11 protein-coding genes are annotated in these 21,301 nt (G+C 33.6%); 10 read left to right on the plus strand and 1 reads right to left on the minus strand.

Annotated elements, in window-relative coordinates; all coding sequences use genetic code 11:
* On the minus strand, nt 1-4,203 hold a 4,203-nt coding region (locus tag EIG86_RS02395; RefSeq protein WP_127844552.1), incomplete at its 3' end, for a PKD domain-containing protein.
* A gap of 700 nt (nt 4,204-4,903) precedes the next feature.
* Here EIG86_RS02395 and EIG86_RS02400 point away from each other — a divergent pair.
* From EIG86_RS02400 to EIG86_RS02445, 10 genes are all read left to right on the plus strand, one after another.
* On the plus strand, nt 4,904-5,590 hold the full coding sequence (locus EIG86_RS02400) for a hypothetical protein (protein WP_127844553.1): 687 nt from the start codon (nt 4,904-4,906) through the stop codon (nt 5,588-5,590).
* Nucleotides 5,591-5,711: 121 nt separating this feature from the next.
* Nucleotides 5,712-7,160: an exodeoxyribonuclease VII large subunit gene (xseA, locus tag EIG86_RS02405; protein ID WP_157983107.1), complete on the plus strand. Its 1,449-nt coding sequence runs from the start codon at nt 5,712-5,714 to the stop codon at nt 7,158-7,160.
* 5 nt (nt 7,161-7,165) lie between these two features.
* A complete protein-coding gene (gene xseB, locus EIG86_RS02410) occupies nt 7,166-7,372 on the plus strand; it encodes an exodeoxyribonuclease VII small subunit (RefSeq protein ID WP_127844555.1) in 207 nt (68 codons plus the stop codon).
* A gap of 230 nt (nt 7,373-7,602) precedes the next feature.
* Complete coding sequence (locus tag EIG86_RS02415; protein WP_127844556.1) at nt 7,603-8,613, plus strand: helix-turn-helix transcriptional regulator; 1,011 nt, start codon at nt 7,603-7,605, stop codon at nt 8,611-8,613.
* A 59-nt stretch (nt 8,614-8,672) separates the two neighbouring features.
* Nucleotides 8,673-10,313 (plus strand): type I restriction-modification system subunit M, encoded by a 1,641-nt coding sequence (locus tag EIG86_RS02420; protein ID WP_127844557.1) that lies wholly within the window; start codon nt 8,673-8,675, stop codon nt 10,311-10,313.
* A gap of 353 nt (nt 10,314-10,666) precedes the next feature.
* Nucleotides 10,667-11,809 carry a restriction endonuclease subunit S gene (locus tag EIG86_RS02425; RefSeq protein ID WP_127844558.1) on the plus strand — a complete coding sequence of 381 codons (1,143 nt, stop codon included), beginning with the start codon at nt 10,667-10,669 and terminating at the stop codon, nt 11,807-11,809.
* A gap of 74 nt (nt 11,810-11,883) precedes the next feature.
* Nucleotides 11,884-13,527, plus strand: coding sequence for an ATP-binding protein (locus tag EIG86_RS02430; RefSeq protein WP_127844559.1), 1,644 nt, complete (start codon nt 11,884-11,886; stop codon nt 13,525-13,527).
* A 424-nt stretch (nt 13,528-13,951) separates the two neighbouring features.
* Complete coding sequence (locus EIG86_RS02435; protein ID WP_127844560.1) at nt 13,952-16,564, plus strand: hypothetical protein; 2,613 nt, start codon at nt 13,952-13,954, stop codon at nt 16,562-16,564.
* Nucleotides 16,565-16,574: 10 nt separating this feature from the next.
* Nucleotides 16,575-20,078 (plus strand): DEAD/DEAH box helicase family protein, encoded by a 3,504-nt coding sequence (locus EIG86_RS02440; protein ID WP_127844561.1) that lies wholly within the window; start codon nt 16,575-16,577, stop codon nt 20,076-20,078.
* Between the two features lie 75 nt (nt 20,079-20,153).
* The gene (locus EIG86_RS02445; RefSeq protein ID WP_240032159.1) at nt 20,154-20,972 is read left to right on the plus strand and encodes a DUF6694 family lipoprotein; all 819 of its coding nucleotides are present in this window, start codon (nt 20,154-20,156) and stop codon (nt 20,970-20,972) included.
* Nucleotides 20,973-21,301: the final 329 nt, after the last annotated feature.

Genomic DNA, 21,301 nt, shown 5'->3' on the forward strand with positions numbered 1-21,301 from the left:
ATACTCAAAACAGCCTTCTGGAAAAATCCACATATATTCCTCAGGTGACTTTGGTACATTTACTGTAGCTGTAGCACCACAGGCGTCTGAGTCTGGCTGGAATCTGACACGAAAAGGCCCACCGTGATCTACGAAAATTTCATTGCCTTGTTCGCCATTACTCCAAGTCAGTAGTCCTGGATCTGAAGGGGTGTTTGTGGTAAATACTCGAATACGGTATGGATCACAACTGACTAAATCAAAATCTACTCCTATACTTGTACTTGGAAAAACGGTTGCATTGAATATTTCAGTGTCTGAACAACCTGTACTTGGGTCTCTATACTCAACCAAATACTCATAGTTTCCTGCACCTGAGGGAGTATCTGTAAAATCTACTTCAGGGCCGACCGTCCAACCTTGAAGCAAAGTATTGCCACCATTTTCGATTAAAAACACGCTATACTGAGTATCTTCAGGAGATAATTGCCCCGTGATACTTATAATATCACCTTGACAAATTTCTGGAGTTATTTCTGCACTAAGTTCTGGTGGTAAAGCTTCATTCACATAAATACCATTTGTAGCCTTATAGGAGCATCCATTGGCATCAAACAACCAAAGCGTATATAGACCCGGTTCATCGATTGTGACGCTTGAAGAACTTTCACCTTGTATTTCAGACCCATCGTGATACCATGCATAAGAGTCTGGAATATCACTTCCAATAATTTCAAATGATAATTCGAGGCTATCACCTTCACATAAGGTATTACCAGATAAAGGAGGATCTATGAATCCACTAAATACAGGTTCAAATACCTCAATCCCAGAAATCGTCAAACTGTCACTACAGCCGTATTTGTTTTCAACAATTAGAGTGACTTCTGCATCATCCATACTATCAAAATTTGGTGTTATATGTGTTAAATTATTTGGCTTATCCTGATAAATCCAGGAGTACGTAAAGTTTTCTTCATCAACATTATCAGGAGATAAAGTCACAGACTCATCAAAGCAGTACGACATAGGATTAACACTAAAACTAGCTACTGGAATTAATAAATCAATATTCTCGATAACTTCACAAGGAGGAAAACCAGGCTCTTGAATAGTCAAAGTTAAATCATAGTTTCCTGGCGCCACTCCAGTTGCGATAGCTTCATCAAAGTTTGCTGAGTTCAGAGGAACAGTAGAATTTGTAGTGGTGTTTCTGATTTCATAAGTCGCATTGATGTTATTAAAACTCTCTAAAAATGGAGAATTATTAAAAATTGTGATATCAAATGTACTGCCCGTACAATCGATACTAAAGTCCATTTCAGCTTGATAGCCGACAATCACTTCTACATACTTTCTATAAACACAATTACCATATCTTACTGAATATACAAAATTATATATGCCAGGCTTATTTGGTGCATACGTATGCAATACATCACTCGTATCATCAATTAGAGAAGCATTATCAATAGTGAATTCGCTAAATCTAGAAAATGAAACTTCGTCTGGGGAACCAGTATAAGAACCATTAAGCTCGATAACACCACAACTATCCCAATCGCCTGTGACACTTACAATTTCATTATTATCACATAAAGGAGGCTCTACACATTCTTGGTAAATGTACTTGCTAATGGATTTGTTAACACAACCGTTTTGGCCAGTAACTTCTACATAATAGTATCCAAAATCTGCAGTACTCAAATTTCCCAAGTCCAAAATAGAACTGTTTGCTCCTGAGATCGGGCTACCATTAAAATACCATTGAAAAATTGAGCCATTTTGTGTATTAGCAGTAAAAACTGTGTTGATATTAGATATATTACAAAAAGTATTACCATATTGAGAAGAAATGCCAACAATAGGTGCTGGGTAAACTAAAATATTTCCATTGGCTGTAGCAGCACTACAGTTTTCATTGACAATCTCAATACTATAGCTATAATTGATGTTACTTGTGTTATTAATGTTATTATCAATGATTACATTATCAAATGAAAATGAAGTTGAAGAATTCTGAACGCCTCCTGTTATCACCTGTTCTTGCCCCTGTCCAAGATCAAATGTCAGAATCATATCGGTATTCGGATCATCAACAATCAATGGTAGATTACTGGTAATATCGATATTAAAAGATTCTTCCGCACAAATATCATTGGGAATATTAACTGTTATATTTGGAGATCCAATAAGTTCAAAATCAAAAGTATCGATAACCTCCATTTTTCCACAGACCTTAGCTTCAACACTAATAGTACCATCATAATCTCCATTAGTCACTTCATTGAATAAAATAGTTGGATTGGCAGTGTCCTGTCCGCTAGAAACCGCACCTAACTCAACTGGATCAATAGTCCACTTGTAGGTATCTGTGTCTGCATAAGCGATGCTAAAATCAGACAAACTACTTGTACAGAAAGTTTGTGGATCACTAGAGTTATGAGCTGCACTTATAATCTCATCCTCAACCTCAAATTTTTGAATAGGTTTAACCAAAGTATTAGAAACACAATCTGAATAACCAGGATTGACCAGCTGTGCGGTGACTTCATAATTAGTAGAATTTGCTAAAAACTCATCAAATACTATCAATACAGATTCACCATTACTTGGTCCATTGAAGACGCCATCATTGACTTGCCAATCTATAATAAACCCATTAGTATTTCCATCATAAGTAAAAGTATAAGATTCACCTGGACAAATAATGTCGGATCCTATAATTTCTGCACTGGCTACTGATGGAATTTCAAAAACCTCAATATAACTCACATCACTACAGAATTCAGGAGCTTCAACTTTTATTTTATAACGTCCAGGTTCATTAAATGCATAATCAAATGAACTGCTTCCGCCTGTATAAACTGTATCTCCATATCGGCTAATTGTCCAAGTTGCATCTGCGCCGCTATTACTTATTGATAAATTAACTTCATCACCTTCACATATTTTAGGATCATGATCTTCAATTTCTAAATTTTCAAATATGCGAATTTCATATTCCGCTTGCCCACCACAGCCGTGTAAAGTATTGGTGTAATTAGCCCTTAAAGTGTAAGTGCCTTCTGTTAAACCTTGAGAATCTACAGCTATTTCATTGCGTTGATCTACAAGAATTGTAGCATTTGGATAAATTGTACCGCTACTATCGTATAAATCCCACTGAAAATCTGTCGTCGGCCATTGTGGTAAACTATATCTCGATTGCTCACCTTCGCATAGTTCATTATCACCACCCTGTATAGTGCCTTCTGTTGCCACCACTGGCACACGTACAGCCAAAATATTATTACATTCTACATTACAACTGCTTTGGTCAAAATACAAATAGCCAAATCCATCCTCATCAATTTCATTCCAGACCACATCAACCCAGTCTTGTCCTTGTTGAACAATACTGCCACCATCTACAATCCATTTGTAACGCTCACATTGAATCTCTTCTATATCTGCATAGGGATTTATTTCTAAAGTATAAGTTTCAGTAGCACCCTCACAGGTGACTGTTGGACAACTAATTTCCATTGAAGGCTCTACAACTTTAACTAATATTGAATGAGTATCACTACACCCACATTCATCATATACTGTCAGATCAACTCTATATTCACCAGGCTCCTCATAGCTATGGACAGGATTTTCCTCACTGGAAAAATTTTCATCCCCAAAACTCCAAACGCTATGAACGATTTGTGATCCGTCGGCGGCAAAAGACAAATTATTAAAGTAAATATCTGTTTGACTACAATAGATTTCAGTTTCAATATTAGCCGTTTCAAAATCAGCGGTCGGTTTCGCTTTGACGTTAACACAGAGACTGCTATAAATGACTTCGCCATTTCCCATAGTTATTTCTACGGTAACTTCTCCATTGTTAATAACTGTTGGCCAATCCACGGAGGCCTCTGTTTCATCACTTGATACTGAAGTCACATCACCTCCATCACTTTGCCAGTGAATGGAAGCAACATTCAGTTCTTGTTCATCAAAAAGTAATTCAAAATTTACAGTGCTTCCCTCACAAACGATAATACATTCATCATCAGTAAGATCCTCTAAAGGTATACCTTTTTCACGCTCTTCGTCGTAGTTTAAACATCCAGCTTCGGAGTCCCACCGAAGCGTAAAGCCGGATTGGGCAAATGCGCCTTGAGCAAAGCAAATACTCAAGAAAAGCATCAACACCAAACCAATTCTTAATTTTTTTGTGTTTTTGGTCATAATTACAAGAATTTGTTAATGATTAATATTGCCTAAAATTAGTAAAAATATATAAACATAAAACCGTATTTATTTATTAAAAAATTACACTTTACACTAATTTATAGTGTTTTACATTCATACATGAGACTATAAAAGAGATGGCGGGATTATGTTAAATTTCATTATTAACTATTATTTAACTTAAACGTGATGTTAAATAATACACATTTAAAATGTTAAAATATAATCAAAACATACTAGATATAGGCATTCCCGAGGTGATTATAAGCAACTCAAATCAATAATTATGAAATCAATCAAAACTAATACCTTCTATCTAGATGAAAAACAATTACAAATCTTAAAAATCAATCTATTAAAATAGTCAAACTTATTTAGTAGAATTCAGCAGGAGTCAAGTACAATTCTGACAAACGTTTAGTATCGTTCTGAAAAACAGAAGTTAGTTTTTCTGTTCATCTGTTTTTTACTAATTTAGAATTAAAGAACACTTAGGTTGGTATTATATATATTTAATTCTGTCTGATTTTGCTGTTTTAATGCTCAAATCATGAAATTCCAAAATTGAAACTTATAAACTCTCAATATAAAGCACTTGTTCATAGGTGTTTAAATCCGAATAATCTAATTATATTTGTGTAAATTCGATAATCATAAAAAACAACTAATAATTATAATTACGTCTAAAACAAAAGCTATGAAATATGTATTCTTAACAATTGTTACTATGATGTTGCTTTTTACAAGTTGTAGTAAAGATGATGTCTCTTTAAGCCAATCTCAAAGTAGTTGTGACTTTATAAACTTCAAATACTATAATGATTCTCAGAATTATTTGGGCGAATTATCAAATGAATACGTTTTGATAGGTATTGATACATCATACAGTGATATCGAAATACAAAATTTAATGTCAACACTAAATCAATTCGACCAAAGTTATGATTATACAATTCATAACAGTGGAAAGTATAAATTTAAGGAAATCCCCGTTAAATTTAGCTCTTCTAAAAGTTGTGTTGAAATAACCCAAATAATTTCAGATTTAGAAGAAAATCCAGCTATTTCCTATGTTCATTATACAATGCAAACAGACAACTGTCAAAATCTAATAGGACAACCGATAGGAGATCACTGTATAAATAGTTATGGGAGTAATTTTTATATAAAAGTCTTTAACGAAAATGACTTGTCCGATTTAAACCAATTGATTTCAGAAACAAATACAGAATTAGTTGAACAAAATGAATTTATGCCTAAATGGTTTGAATTAAGAGCAACTAAAAATTCTGATGGAGACGCTTTGAATTTGGCAAACTACTTCTTGGAATCTGGTTTTTTTGAGCATAGCGAACCTGGAATATCAAAATACCCAGTGGATTAAAAAACAACCTGTAACAACCAATCACTAATCCACGAACAAGTAAAAATTCTCCCCCTTAGGGAGAGTTAGAGGGGGCCATTTCATTACCTTTGATAAGAACACTAGAAACACAAAACTCAAAGTGCAGCCCAAGACAGTTTATAGCCTTCAAAACCTCTCCAAATCCATTGCGAATTTATTTAGAGAACACGCAAGTCAAACTTATTGGGTAAAAGCTGAAATCCTAAAGCTCAACCATTACAACCAAAGTGGCCATTGCTATCCAGATCTGGTAGAAAAACAAAACAACAAAATTAAAGCACAGTTCAGAGGAACCATTTGGGAAGCCAATTTTCAAATCATTTCCAAAAAATTTGAAGAGATAGGCGAACAACTCAAAGACGACATGACCATCGTGGCCAAAGTAAAAGTCAATTACCATGCAGTCCATGGCTTATCACTGAATATTATTGATATTGATGCCGACTATACTTTAGGCGAATTAGCCAGACAAAAGCAAGAAACCATCAATAAGCTGAAAGCTGAACAACTCATTGAGCTGAACAAATCAACCCAATTGGCTTTGATTCCCAAAACCATTGCAATCATTTCAGTAGAAACCAGCAAAGGCTATAGCGATTTCATTGAAATCATTGAAAACAACCCTCATAAATTCAAGTTTCATCACAAACTATTCCCGGCAATCCTTCAAGGCGATAAGGCAGCAAGAACTATCATTCAACAACTAAAAATAATTCAAAACCACAAACAGCTGTTTGATGCGGTATGCATCATCCGCGGAGGTGGTGGTGAAATTGGACTTTCAGCTTACGACGATTACCATTTGGCCAAAAACATAGCACAATTTCCGATTCCAGTTTTAACGGGAATTGGTCACTCCACCAATACAACAATCACAGAAATGGTGAGTTACAAAAATTTCATCACACCCACCAAGCTAGGCGAATTTTTGATAGAAAAATTCTATAGCATGGCCAATAGATTAGACCAGTACCAAAACAACCTTGCTTACTTTTCAAAAACACAAATTAACAAGCAAAAGGAAACCTTAAACAGTACCGGAAAATTATTTCACGCCAGGATCATTAACGTATTCAATACCCAGAGAAATTACATTCGGGAAACAGTAGCAAATTTAAAACACATCACATCCAATAGAGTAAATAACGAAAAACAAAACCTCAACACCTTTAGCAAATCCATTAAAACTGAAACCAGTGATTTCCTAAAAACAGAACACAAAGCAATTGACCAGTTCCTAAAAGACATCAAAAAAGGTTTCGAACAAAAACTGAATGATGAAAATCAAAGTTTGATTCAAACCAAAACAAACCTCATCAGGTCAACAAAACTTGAACTAAATAACAATAACAACCAATTGGAGTTCATATCACAAAAATTGAATATTTTAGATCCAGAAAACATTTTAAAACGAGGATTCAGCATCACAAAAATTAATGGCAAACCAGTATTGAATACCAAGCAAATCAAAAAAGGCGATCACATCCAGACCCGGATTTATAAAGGAGAAATCGACAGTAAAATACACAAAATCCAATCAGAAAAATAAGGATAATGGAAGAAATTACATACACCAAAGCCTACCAAGAATTACAGGAAATCGTCGAAAACATCGAAAACTCAGAAATCAACATTGACGAACTAGAAAACAAAATCAAACGCGCTTCAGAATTACTCAAAATCTGCAAAGACAAACTCCACAAAACCGAAACCAGCGTCCTCAAAAACCTTGATGAAATCAATAACTACAATATTGAATAATCAATTTTGAAATTAAAGATTGATGCCCAAAATCAAATAACCTTAAATCAAGTCATTTCCTACAAACACAAACTAACTTTTCATCTTGCAAAAATTGATTTTACCTAATTATAATTATATTTGGACTTAAACTGTGTTACACCTTACATAGCTCTATTAAATTTTAAGGTAAATAAATTACTTTAATATCATTAACTGAAACCGCATTAAAATTACAATCCTACTAACCAATGTCTACCAATAAAAATGCTCAACTTCGTTACAATGTAATAGATAAATGCTTAAGCAACTTCCAACGCAAGCATACCTATTATACAATTTTAGAAGAAGTAAACAGCGCACTGCAAGATCATGGTTATACAGGGATTAAACATCGCCAACTACAAGAAGACATTAAATTCATGGAATCGCTAGATGGGTTTAGTATCGAATTAGCAGAAGATTTAAAAGATGGTAAAAAAAAGGTGCTGAGGTATAAACAAAAAGACTTTTCCATAGCGAAGCATCCTTTGAATCAATTGGACAAAGAACAACTTTCTGCTACAATAACCATACTTTCAAGATACAAACATAGAGCAGAGTTCGGATGGTTAGAAGAATTTATTCCAAGAATGAAACAGGCTTTCAATCTATTAGACCAAGAGCAAACAGGTGTTATTGCCTATCAAAGCAATCCCGATTTAGTAGGTGCAAAATGGATTGGTGTTTTATTCAATTTAATAGTTAAACAAAAAACAGCTCACATACAATATCAGCCTTATAGTAAAGAAGCTAGTACTTTTTTAGTTCATCCTTATCATCTTAAACAATACAACAACCGTTGGTTTTTATTGTGTAAAACAAATAATTACCCAAGTATTTCTACGTATTCTTTAGACAGAATAAATCTTATTGAAGAATCTAACGAATTATTTGAACCAACTCAGGTTAATTGGCTAGACTACTTCGATGAGATGATCGGAGTAACGAAGCCAATCGATGTACATCCTGTAAAAATTGAATTACGTTTTTCTGAAAAAACCATCCATTATATAAACACAAAACCGCTACACGGTACACAGAAGCCTGTTAAAACAGATACAGCGGGTTGTACCATCCAAATTGAAGTGATCCCTAATTTTGAATTATATCAAACATTATTATCATTTGGTCCTGAAGTAACGGTGCTAAAACCAAAAGAAGTGAGATTAGAAATGAAAGAAAAAATTAACGAAATGTATAAAAACTACAACCACGCATAACCACTGCATACATAAAACCTATATTTACAAATTCATAATTCATAATTCATAATTGATACATGATTACCGGAGAACTCAAATCACAAATAGACCAAATATGGAATACCTTCTGGACAGGAGGCATTTCCAACACCATTACCATTGTTGAGCAACTCACTTACCTCATCTTTATCAAAGATTTAGATGAAACTGAAAATTTAAACGAACGTAAAGCCAAACGGTTCAATAAAGAATACACTTCTATTTTTAATGAAAACCAACAACACTTCCGTTGGAAAAACCTGAAAGAAATGGATGTAAATGAACGCCATCAAATTTTCAGCAACACCGTAGATGGTATTTTTCCGTTCATCAGAACTTTGGGTTCAGAAAAAAGCATGTTTAGCCAGTACATGCGCGGTGCTTCCTTTGGCATCAACAAGCCTTCGGTCTTAGACCAAGTCATGGAAAAACTCGAACGCATCGATATGACCAAGCAAGACACCAAAGGCGATATCTACGAGTATTTATTGTCCAAACTCGAAGGTGGCGGCACTGCTGGACAATTCCGTACACCAAGACACATTATAAAATTGATGGTAGCTTTAATGAATCCAGGCTTAGAAGATGTAATCTCCGATCCATCAGCTGGGACGGCAGGTTTTCTTGTGGCGGCCAAAGAATACATCGATAGCCATTACCAAGAAACCGAAATTGATAAATACCGCGAACACATCAATAAACACATGTTTCATGGCACCGAGTTCGATGCCACGATGCTGCGTATTGCATCCATGAATTTATACCTACACGGAGTAGAAGAACCCAACTTAATAGACGTAGATGCAGTCTCCAAAGACAATACGGTGGCAGAAGCGCACACCTTGGTCTTAGCCAATCCACCCTTTAAAGGCACGATTGATAAAGACAGCATTGCCGTTGGCTTAAAAAATGTAACCAATACATCCAAAACAGAATTACTCTTTTTAGCATTGATTTTACGCCAACTCAAAAAAGGCGGTAGAGCTGCAGTTATTGTTCCTGATGGTGTTTTATTTGGAGGAAGTAATGCCCATAAAAGCATTCGAAAAGAAATCATACAAAACCACAAATTAGAGGCCGTTATTTCTATGCCTAGTGGAGTGTTTAAACCTTATGCCGGAGTAAGTACAGCGATTATGATTTTTACCAAAACCGAAACTGGTGGTACAGACCAAGTTTGGTTTTACGATATGAAAGCCGATGGAAAATCTTTAGACGATAAGCGAAATTTACTGGTAGATGAAGATATTTTTGATGCCTTTACCCAAACCAAAGGTGACTTTAGTGCAGAAAAATTAAATAAGTTGGCTGAAGCGCATGATGACTTTAATCTTCCTCAGATTTTAGACCAATACCGCTATTTAAAAAGCGACTACTGGGGCAAAATGCATGACGAAAAGGGAAATCCCATCACAGTCCATGATGTGCCTGACAATTTAGGATTGGATGATTTTATGGACGAAACCTGTTCTCATAATTACGCAGATAGAACTTCTCAAAGCTTTTTAGTTCCCGTTAAAGAAATTGAAGAAAACGACTGGGATTTATCCATTAACCGCTACAAAGAAATTGTGTATGAAGAAGTAGAATATGATAAACCAAAAGTGATTCTAAACCGTATTGCAAAGCTTACAGAAGAACGAGAAGCGCTAATAAAAAAGTTGGAAAGTGATTTTTGATTTCGGATATATGTCAGCTCGAGTGCTTCGCTTGTAGGGTGTTTTTTAATTTGTAGTTTAATTTTTTGCGAAATGTATCGAGAGCTGGGATGTCGGATTTAAAATGAACTTAAAAAAAAACTAAAAACATCATGTAAAACAAACACCATTGTCTTTACACATGTAAATAACCTGTAAAGATTTTTCAATTTTCTTTACACGTTATAAAAAAGTCAGTCATCAACTGACGAATTGAAAATTTAAAGCAAGAATGAATTTTGGATGTATGATTTCGGAGTTTGGATGTGAGATTTAAAAATAACTTTGAATGTTAGGTTTAGAAAGTTATATGCAAATAAAATAAATTAGCTAAAATGAAATTAGAAAATTGCGTTGATATATTATCTGGCTTTGCATTTAAATCAAAGCTCTTTAATAAAGAAGAAAAAGGACTCCCAATAATTAGGATTAGAGATGTAACTAGCAACAGTGTCTCTACTTATTATGACGGTGAGTATAAAGAAGAATATATTATTCAAAATGGTGATATTTTAATTGGAATGGATGGTCAGTTTAATTTAACTGAGTGGCGCGGAGGTAAAGCTTTATTAAATCAGCGAGTTTGTAAAATAATTCCGAAAAACAATAAAGTAGATAAAGATTTTATAAAATTTATGATACCAAAATCTTTAAAAGAAATTGAAGACAAAACTTCTTTTGTTACTGTAAAGCATCTTTCAGTAAAAAAGATTAAAGAAATTGAATTACCAGAATTATCCCTCGAAACCCAAAAACGCATCGCTGAAATTCTAGACAACGCCGCAGCTTTACGAGACAAAACCCAACAACTCCTTCAAGAATACGACCAACTGGCGCAAAGTATCTTTTTGGAGATGTTTGGAGATCCGGTGACGAATCCGAAGGGGTGGGAAACAAAAGTTCTAGGCAAAACATGTGGTGTCGGATCAAGTAAACGAGTTTTTAAAAATGAATTAGTTGAAAAAGGCATTGCCTTCTTCAGAGGAACGGAAATAGGTAAGTTAAGTGAAGGAATTAATATTCAGCCAACTTTATTTATTACAAAAGAGCATTATGAAGAACTTAAGAAACATACAGGAATACCTAAAATTGGAGATTTACTAATGCCTTCAATCTGCCCTGACGGGAGAATTTATAAAGTGATAAACGATTCTCCTTTTTACTTCAAAGACGGAAGAGTTTTATGGATTAAAATCAATAAAACATCTGTGAATAGTGAATACCTTAGAAACTTCCTAAGGGTTTTATTCGCAACTAATTATAATAATATTGCTTCAGGTACAACTTTTGCCGAATTAAAAATTGTTGCTTTGAAGAAATTAAAATATTTATCACCTCCAATATCCCTACAAAATCAGTTTGCTGAAAAAGTAAATTTAATCGAGCAACAAAAGGAGTTGGCAAAACGAGAGCTAAAAGAGAGTGAAGATTTGTTTCAGGCCTTGTTGCAAAAGGCTTTTAAAGGAGAGTTGGTGTGAAAAGAATAATTAGGTGTGAAGTATTATATCTTAAGATAGTATTAGAAATAAAATGAATAAATTATCTTTAAAGCATGAAAGAAAATAGCCTTCTTGATAAAAAATCGATATCGATTGTTAGCGGTAAAAAAGCAAATTTTAAAGAGCTAGCAAAAGACTGTGTTTGCTTTGCAAATGCTCAGGGAGGTAAAATATTAATAGGCATAGAAGATGACCAGGACTTACCTCCCAAGGGTCAAATGATCACAAATGATCTTATTGAAAAAATAAATAAAAAGATTCCTTCACTAACACTTAATGTAGGCATTGCAGCATCTATTAAAAAGGCAGATAACAATGCACAATACATAGAACTACAAATATTTAGAACTGGTCAAAGCGTAGCAAGTACAACAGATGGTAAATACTATATGCGTATTTCAGATGATTGTAAACCTATAATGCCCGAAGATTTAGGGCGTTTATTTTCAGAAAGAAACTCATTTGTTTGGGAAGAAAAAGTAGTCAAGAAAATCCCTTTAGCTCACTGTGACCAATTTAAACTTTCACAATTCCTAAAAGATATCAGATCTTCCGAAAGAGTTAGCGATTTCGTAAAAGAAATGACCGATGAAGAACTATTAGATCATTATTTTATCACTCAAGATAATTATTTAACAAACTTGGGAATATTATGGATTGGGAACAGAAGAGACCGTGCAGTACTTCACTATCCACCTGCAGTTCAGTTCATAAAATATGATGAACAAGATAATAAAATTGCTAAAAGGGTATGGGACGATTATACACTTAACCCCAAGGAAATGATAAATACTATTCTAAAAGAAATTCCGGAATGGAATGAATTTATAGAAGTATCTGACGGCATCTTTAGAAAAAACATTTACAATTACGAACCTGAGATTATTCGAGAAATCGTAGCTAATGCATTTGCCCACCGAAATTATACAATGCGTGGTGATATCTTTATAAATCTTTTTCATAATAGGCTTGAAATACATAGTCCAGGCACTTTACCCCTTGGTGTAACTCCTGAAAATATTTTAACTAAATCTGTCCAACGTAATGCACTTTTAGCTAAGCTATTTTACGATTTAAAACTCATGGAAAAAGAAGGTAGTGGCTATGACAAAGTTTATGAATTACTTTTAGGTAGTGGGAAAAAACTTCCTACAATTTTAGAAGATGATGATAGAGTAGTTGTCATTTTAGAAAAACAAATTGTAAGTAAGGATATTTTAAAGCTTATGAATAAAGCATCAGAAGAATTACAGCTTAAACAAAAAGAAGTAATTACTTTAGGTGTGGTGGCACAAAACCAAGGTATTAACGCAATTGACTTATCTAAAATTTTGAACATCAATAAACCAAATGGTATTCAGCACTGGATTGGAAGGTTAATAGACCTTAAAATAATCCAATCAAAAGGAAAAACAAAAGGAACTTTCTACTATGTAAATCCAGAATTTATACGAACTACTGATTTCGTAGAGAAAACCGATTTAAAACGAATTGAACCATACAGGCTTCAAGAATTAATTTATGAAGATCTTAAAAACTACCCCAATAGTAGCATAAGTGATATTCATGCACGTATTGGTGATGAGATAAAGAGAAGAACAATAAGAACTATGATGGATAAAATGATTACAGATGAAATCATTAAAAAACATGGTAACAAAAAAGGTACAAAGTATTTTATTGACGTAAAGCCATGAAATAATTCTCATAATCGTCAATAAACGTCAATAAACGTCAATAAAATCAGGTTCAAATAAAATTAAAACAAAACATAACACATTTAAAATATTAATTATCAGCAAAATAGAACAAAGAAAAAGAGCCGATGCTATCAACAAAAATCCGTGAAATAAATTGCAAATATTGATAGGCTTATCTTGATAATTCGTAAATAGTTGACTTTTCTAATATAAGGAAAAGATAAAATCAATTGAAATACAACACATTAAGGTTCAGCAAAGTTAGTGTTCTAAGCAAATGAAGATTTATTTCAGACCTTGTTGCAAAAGGCGTTTAAGGGGGAGTTGGTGTGAAAATAATATGAATGAAAATTCTAATAAAATACTTCAAATTCTTGCAGTAAGCTAAAAAGGACTCAAAATTGATTCAAATATATCTAATATGAGAAAACATGAAAATATAAGATTGGAATCATTCAAAAATGTATTTAAGGATAAAAATAGCTATAAACTAATAGGAAAATTAAAATGGTTTTATAATAATCAAACAGATATTGAAGAAGGCTATATAAGTTGGAATGGATTACCTGACATTTATTTTCGCTCGCAATCCGTCAAAGGCATCAGTCCTTATGATATTAATCAACATGATGATCTGGTGGTGGAAATTCCAATTGCTAAAATTGAACAAAGGACAAAGTTAAGGGCGAAAACAGTTTGCAGGATTGAAGACGAAGAAGATTTGGAATTTTTGCTTTTTGAATGTTTAATCAAGGATAATCAAAGAATTTACGCTCAAGCTTTAGATCAAATAAGGCAACAGGCCGATCAAATTTCAAGTGCAGATTATTCAAATTATATTTTAGCTTTTCTGTCAAGTAATTTGTCTCATATTGATCAGGCCGTATTTATTTATAATTTCTGTGAAAAAGGCAACATTAATGTCTTAAACAAAATTTCAGATAAAGTCAAAAATGAATTCAATCTTGATGAAAAATTTAAATTCTGGAAAAATACATCAGTAACTTTTCCTTTAGACCTAATAAAATCATCGATTATAGATCATATTTACAAAACCAATTCCTATTCAATTATAGATAACTTGACTAAAACTGAAAAAGATATTGTATTGAATGAAGTCTTAGATAACAGTATTGAAAGCAATACCTCAAATATTAAACTTTCAGAAGTGTTGAAGCAATTTGTCAATCAGGACATTACGATAGATTATACTAAATTTACAGATGCTCAGATTATCTATTTTTGGACTATCAAATTAATAAATTTCTCTCCAATAAATATTATCTTCAATAGGATTGTGGAACTCTATAAAGAAACTATAGACCATGAAAATCTTAGCAAAGAACTCAAAGAGATATTTGAGATTGCTTCTAATCAAGAATTGAGAGATTTGTTTTCTAAAATTCATTTTGAAAAAAGTGTAGTTAAATCTCATAGAGATTTTCAACTTTCAAAACTATTCATTGATCAAGTTGAGGACGATGTGTTAAGCCAAAGTTTTTTTGATACTGTATATTCAAAATCTGATGATTATTTAAAACTCCAGTGGTTTATTTTAGATTATACAGATACACTTAACTTCGATGATGCCGTTATCTATACAGGCTTACTAAACAGCAAATTGCAAAAGGTATTTTTCAAAAAAGTACTTATGCTTAAAGCCACTAATCAATTGCAGCTGACTTTAGATGATTTAAAAAGAATTACCACTATAGATTATACTACTAGCGAACATGCTAAAAATATTGATGGGATTGGATTGGATTTTACATTAAGTATTGTTCTAAAAATAATGTCTGACTTATCTGATAATGAGATTACTAAAAGAAAAACACTGTTTGACATCATTGCAAATCATATTAAAAGACCAGATGATTTATTAGTTATTGATGGCTTTTTTGAAGAATGTTCTGGTAGGACTATCATTAAAAAAAAGGAGGGTACAGATGAAGAGCTTGAAAACACTAGTTACGAACTTAAAAAAACCGATAGAATTCCAAGATTTGCAAATTTTTGTGATGGTAGAAAGGCAATTAATAGACAAACAGGTTCCCCAAGTTTATGCCGTAAGTCTAATTTCGAGTTTTGGTGGTGTGAAAATTCAAAATGCTTTAATCCATGTCGGAAAACTCATCAACCAAAAGATTGGATGCAATATAATTTAGAAGATGCACTTAAAATATTGAATATTTCATATCAAGAAGTTCAGTATGAAATAGTTATTAATGTTATTAATCGAGTGAACCGATTTTTAGAACATTTGACTTGTAGAAATTGTAAATCAATTTTAAAACCAAATGGTCAAGGTAATTATGGTTTTTATGGTGTAAGCAGGTTTTCTTGTAATAATAATGAATGTGAGAATCCAGATAAAAACATCTATTTATCCCATTGTCTGAATGGGGAGTGTGAGGGTATAATAGACAGCAGAGATACTGTAAAGTGTAAACCAGAGTCAATAGAAGATGGAAAGAATTGCGGTTGGTATATATGTCAAAATTGCTTCGGTTGTTGCAGTACTGAAAAAATAAATGGACGTAAATATATTATTGAAAGAACTGGTCAAGAATATACTTGTCATGATGAAGGGCATAAAGATTTAGGCATAATATGCTGTCCTAAATGTGGAACAGAAACAGAAGGAATAAGTAAGAATAAAGAGTTATACGATAAACAATTACAATGGTTTATTGATCAATGCGGCAGTCCTTTTATACAAGCCTACGGAAAACGAAGTAATGATGGAAAATGGTGGTTTAGATGGAACAGAGGTAATTTAGAGATGGAAGTATTTTATAAATCATTAAAGGGTTTGAAAAGAAATGGTTTTCAAGTGCCGGATATTGATTCTGGTGAAGATACTCAATTTATATCTGAACCATTTAAGAAATTTAGTGAAGAACCTTCAAGCTTTAAATGTCCAAGTTGTAAATTTGAAATTAACTTATTAGATAATAGCGATTGGGAATATGATTTTAAAAGGGTAAGCGCCATTAAAAAATACCATAACAACATATTTTCTACTAATGAATAAATAATTAGAAATGACATCCAACTTTAGTTTTTTAGCATCCACTTTTCAAGAACTCTACAACTTGGCACATACCGCTGAAGAAAAAGCCAGATACGAATCACGTACATCGCTTTTTTATGCACGCATGTCGTTAGAAATGGCCATCAATTGGATGTACAGCAACGATCACGAACTAGAAAAACCTTACGATACTTCGCTGTTTAATTTAATGCAACAACCCGAATTTAAAGCGCAGTTCAATCAACAACTCTATAGCGACCTGCACATTGTAAGAAAATTAGGAAATTTAGCTTCTCATAACAAACCCGTTAATGAAGCTGATGCTTTAACTGTAATAGAAAAGTTATTTTTATTCCTTAAATGGTTTGGCAAAGCCTACAGTGATAGGGAGATAAGCATAGCAAAAGCCTTCGACTGGGAGATAATCCCCAATAAAGAAGAAACTAAAATCTCAAAACGTCAACTCGAAAACTTACAAAACAAACTCGAAAAGCAACATCAAGAATATCAAAAATACTTAGCAGAAGCCGAAGAAAAGAAAGAAAAACTTCTAGAAGATAACCAGCTTTATAAACTACAGCTTCAACAACAACAAAAAGCATTTAAGGCCAATAAAGAAGAAGCTAATACAGAAGATAAAACCCATCACCCAAGAGACGAAAAGCAAACACGCGAGTTGTTAATCGATGTCATGTTACGTGAAGCGGGTTGGGATTTGCAAGGAGCAAACGATAAAGAATACAAAGTCATACACATGCCTAAATCTACAAATCCTTCTGGCTTGGGTTATGTAGATTATGTACTTTGGGATGACAATGGCAAACCTTTAGCCCTACTTGAAGCTAAAAAAGCCATGGAAAATGTACAGTCTGGCGAAAACCAAGCACAACTTTATGCTGATGCACTTGAACTAATGCACGGTCAAAGACCAGTAATGTACTACAGCAATGGTTACGAAACCTATTTATGGGACGATCAATTCTATAAAGCGGCAAGACAAGTTCATGGGGTATATACCAAAAATGAACTGCAAACATTGATGTATAGACGCAATAACCGCAAAGACATCAGAAAATTAAAAATAGATACAGAAATAGCTGGTCGTAGCTACCAAATGCGTGCTATAAAAAGTATTGCAGAACACATCACAGGAAATGATAAAGCAACCGATAAATTAATTGGGACAAACCGAGCTGCCTTATTGGTATTAGCAACAGGTACAGGCAAAACAAGAACGTCCATTGCTTTTTCAAAATTGTTGCTAGAAGCCAACTGGGCTAAACGCATTTTATTTTTAGCCGATAGAGTAAGCTTAGTAAAACAGGCTAAATCAAACTTTACTAAACTTTTACCCGACCACTCTTGTGTTAATTTAATTGAAGAAAAAGACAATCCAGATGCAAGGATAGCCTTCTCAACTTACCAAACACTTATAGGCTTAATAGATGGTTCAAGAGACCAAGAAAAACGTTTTTATGGAGTGGGGCACTTCGACTTAATCATCATAGACGAAGCCCACCGCTCGATATACCAAAAATACCAAGCCATATTTGAATATTTTGATACCCTACTGCTTGGGCTAACAGCCACCCCAAAAGAAACCATAGACCACAATACGTATAAAGTATTTGGTTTGCCAGATAAGTCGCCTACCGATGCGTATAGTTTCGAAGAAGCAGTAAAGGAAAATTATTTAACACCTTACCGTTCCATTGAAGTACCTACTAAATTTTTAACCACAGGTATTAAATACGAAGACCTTTCTGAAGAAGAGCAAGAAGAATTTGAAAGCGAAATTCTAAATGGCGAAGAAGCCACCGGAAACGAGTGGATTCCTGAAAACCAACTCAACGACTGGTTATTTAATGTAGATACAACCGTTAAAACGCTTAACTATATTTTAAAACATGCCATAAAAAAACGTGGAGGCGATGAAATAGGTAAAACCATCATTTTTGCACGAAATAGGAAGCATGCACAATTTTTAAAGGATATGCTTCTGGAAATGGATAAGCAACAATTTGGGAACGACTATGTTAAAGTAATTACCCACGGTGAACCTAAAGCACAAGAGTTTATCGAGCGTTTTTGTGATGAAGAAAAAGATCGCCTGCCACAAATTGCCATTTCAGTAGATATGATGGATACCGGTATAGATGCACCGAGCTGTGTTAACCTGTTGTTTTATAAACCAGTGAAGTCTTATGCTAAATTTTGGCAAATGATTGGCCGTGGCTCACGCTTAAGACCAGACTTATTTGGTCCAGGAAAAGACAAGGACAAATTTTTGATTTTTGACCTATTTGGAAATTTTGAGTTTTTTAGCGAAAACCCAAAAGGTATTAATTCTAGTGTGCAAAAAAGCATAACAGAACAAGTATTCCATATCAAACTTCAGTTATCAGAATACTTAAAACAAAACCACTTTCAAAAAGATCCTGAGCTAAAACAATTCAGAGAAAATCTATTAGACAGCTTGCATCAATCCGTTGTAAATTTAGATCAATCTAGATTCGACGTCCGCATGCATCTTAAAGAAGTCATTCAATTTGGCGAAAACAATAGAGCAGTTTGGAATTACCTTTCCGAAACAGAAATTAAAACCATTAAAGATACGATAGCACCACTAATACAACCAGTTCAAGGAGAAAATGATTTAGCGCGTTTTTACGATAAACTCATTTACAGTTTAATGATCAAACGGATGGAAATACCAGAATCTGCTCAGTTTAAGGAGCAACTAAACATTCCCATTAGTAAAGTTGCTGCTTTGTCGCAAAAGTTGCTTAAAAAAACAAGCATTCCAGCAGTAAAACAAAAAGAACATATAATACAGTTACCATTAAATGAATATTTTTGGCTAAACGATGGTCTTAAGCACCTTGAAAAAATAAGGACTAACATTCGAGATTTATTAGTGTATATCGATAAAGAAGACCAGCGCTATGTAACGACAAATTTTGAAGATAGTTTTGATGAATTGCAAGTTAAAATAAAGGACTTTGGTGTAAATGATGAAGGAGAAGAATACAAAACACCAACGCCCTTTACCAATAACATCAAACGTCTAGAAAAAATTATTCAAGACAATAAAGATAACATAGTCATTTCAAGAATAAGGAATGGTGAACCCATAACTGATGAAGAGATAAAAAGTCTTGAAAATATTTTATTTAAAAATAAACAAGAAAAAGAAAAGTTGGAAAAAGCATTGGGTAGCAAAATAGACATTAAAACCTTAATTGTTTCACTATTGGGATTTTCTCCTAAAAAAGTAGACCAAGCTTTTGCAAATTTTATCAATGAGTACGAATTAAACTCTGAGCAAATAAAATTTGTAGAAACCTTAAAATCCTTCTTTACATCCAATGGCAAAATAAACCCAGAAAAGCTGTATGAAGCGCCATTTAAAGAATTTCATTCCCAAGGTGTTGATGGTGTTTTCAGTGAAGATCAAGCAGATAATATCTTTGAGATTGTAAGTTCACTCAATGAAGGGAATAAAGGCGCATAGTAATAAATAGCTAACTGTGCATGTTGGCTGCATACATGGGTTTCATCTTTGTGGTATAATCTTAAAATAACCACAATGAAAAAATCAATTATTTATGTATTAGCATTTGTTGTAATGTCTTTGACGGCTTGCACCAAAAAAATCGATGCGTCTTCAGATGAAGCAATGAAAGCTTCTTTAGAAGAAATAAAACAAAACCTTTCAGATGAAAAAAAAGAAGAATTTACTTCAGCATTACAACTGGTCATGTTAAGTGATATCAACCTTGGTGATCTGATGAAAGGCGACACCAGTGTGGATGAGGGTTTGTCAGGAATGAAAGCTAAAATTGATGGCAAGTCTGCCGACGAAATTATTAGGTTGGCTGAAGAAATCAGAGCAGAACAAGAACGCAAGAAAAAAGAACAGGCTAAAATAGAAATTCAGGAGCTTCTACAAAAGAAAGAACAAGCCCAAAAGGACAAAAAAGCACTTAAAAAATTTGAAGTCAAGCGTTCTCGTTTTTATAAAAGGAAGTCCGGAACTTATTACGTTACAGAAGAACCAGTTATTGAACTCACAGTCATAAATAATACTGAAAAAGCAGTATCTCGCGCATATTTTACAGGAACCTTAGCAAGTCCTGAGCGAAGTGTTCCATGGATTAAAGACGATTTTAATTATTCCATCCCTGGAGGTCTCGAGCCTGGCGAGGAAGTAACTTGGTATTTATCTCCGAACATGCTTAGCAATTGGGCAGATGTAAGCGCACCAAAAGATGCAATTTTAACAGCTAAAGTTACCCAAATCGACGGTGCAGATGGTGAAGAAATATACTCAGTAAATAATTTTGGTGAAACTGAACAAGAAAGACTTGCAGAACTATTGAAGAGCTATCCTGAATTTGAAAAATAGATACTAGAAATAAAACATTACACCTAACTAACCAAACTTCTTAGGAGCCAACAACTTAAAAACAAAATTGAAGCAACAGACACCACTCATAAATCAACCCAAAACCCTATAAATATCAAGATAATGTAAAAAATCTTCCCCCTCTGGGGAAGTTAGAGGTGGCTTTTTAAACGTTTAAATACGACTATAAATTTTAAATAATATATATTTGGGAATATTAAGAATTTGGGCTTCATGCTAAAAGAACCAACATAGGAAACCAAAAACACTATGCAATCCCAGAATAATTTTAATCAAAAGGCAAAAAAAACATGATACTGTTCTACCAC

Origin of the sequence: Psychroflexus aestuariivivens (assembly GCF_004010055.1) — a bacterium.
Taxonomy (GTDB): domain Bacteria; phylum Bacteroidota; class Bacteroidia; order Flavobacteriales; family Flavobacteriaceae; genus Psychroflexus; species Psychroflexus aestuariivivens.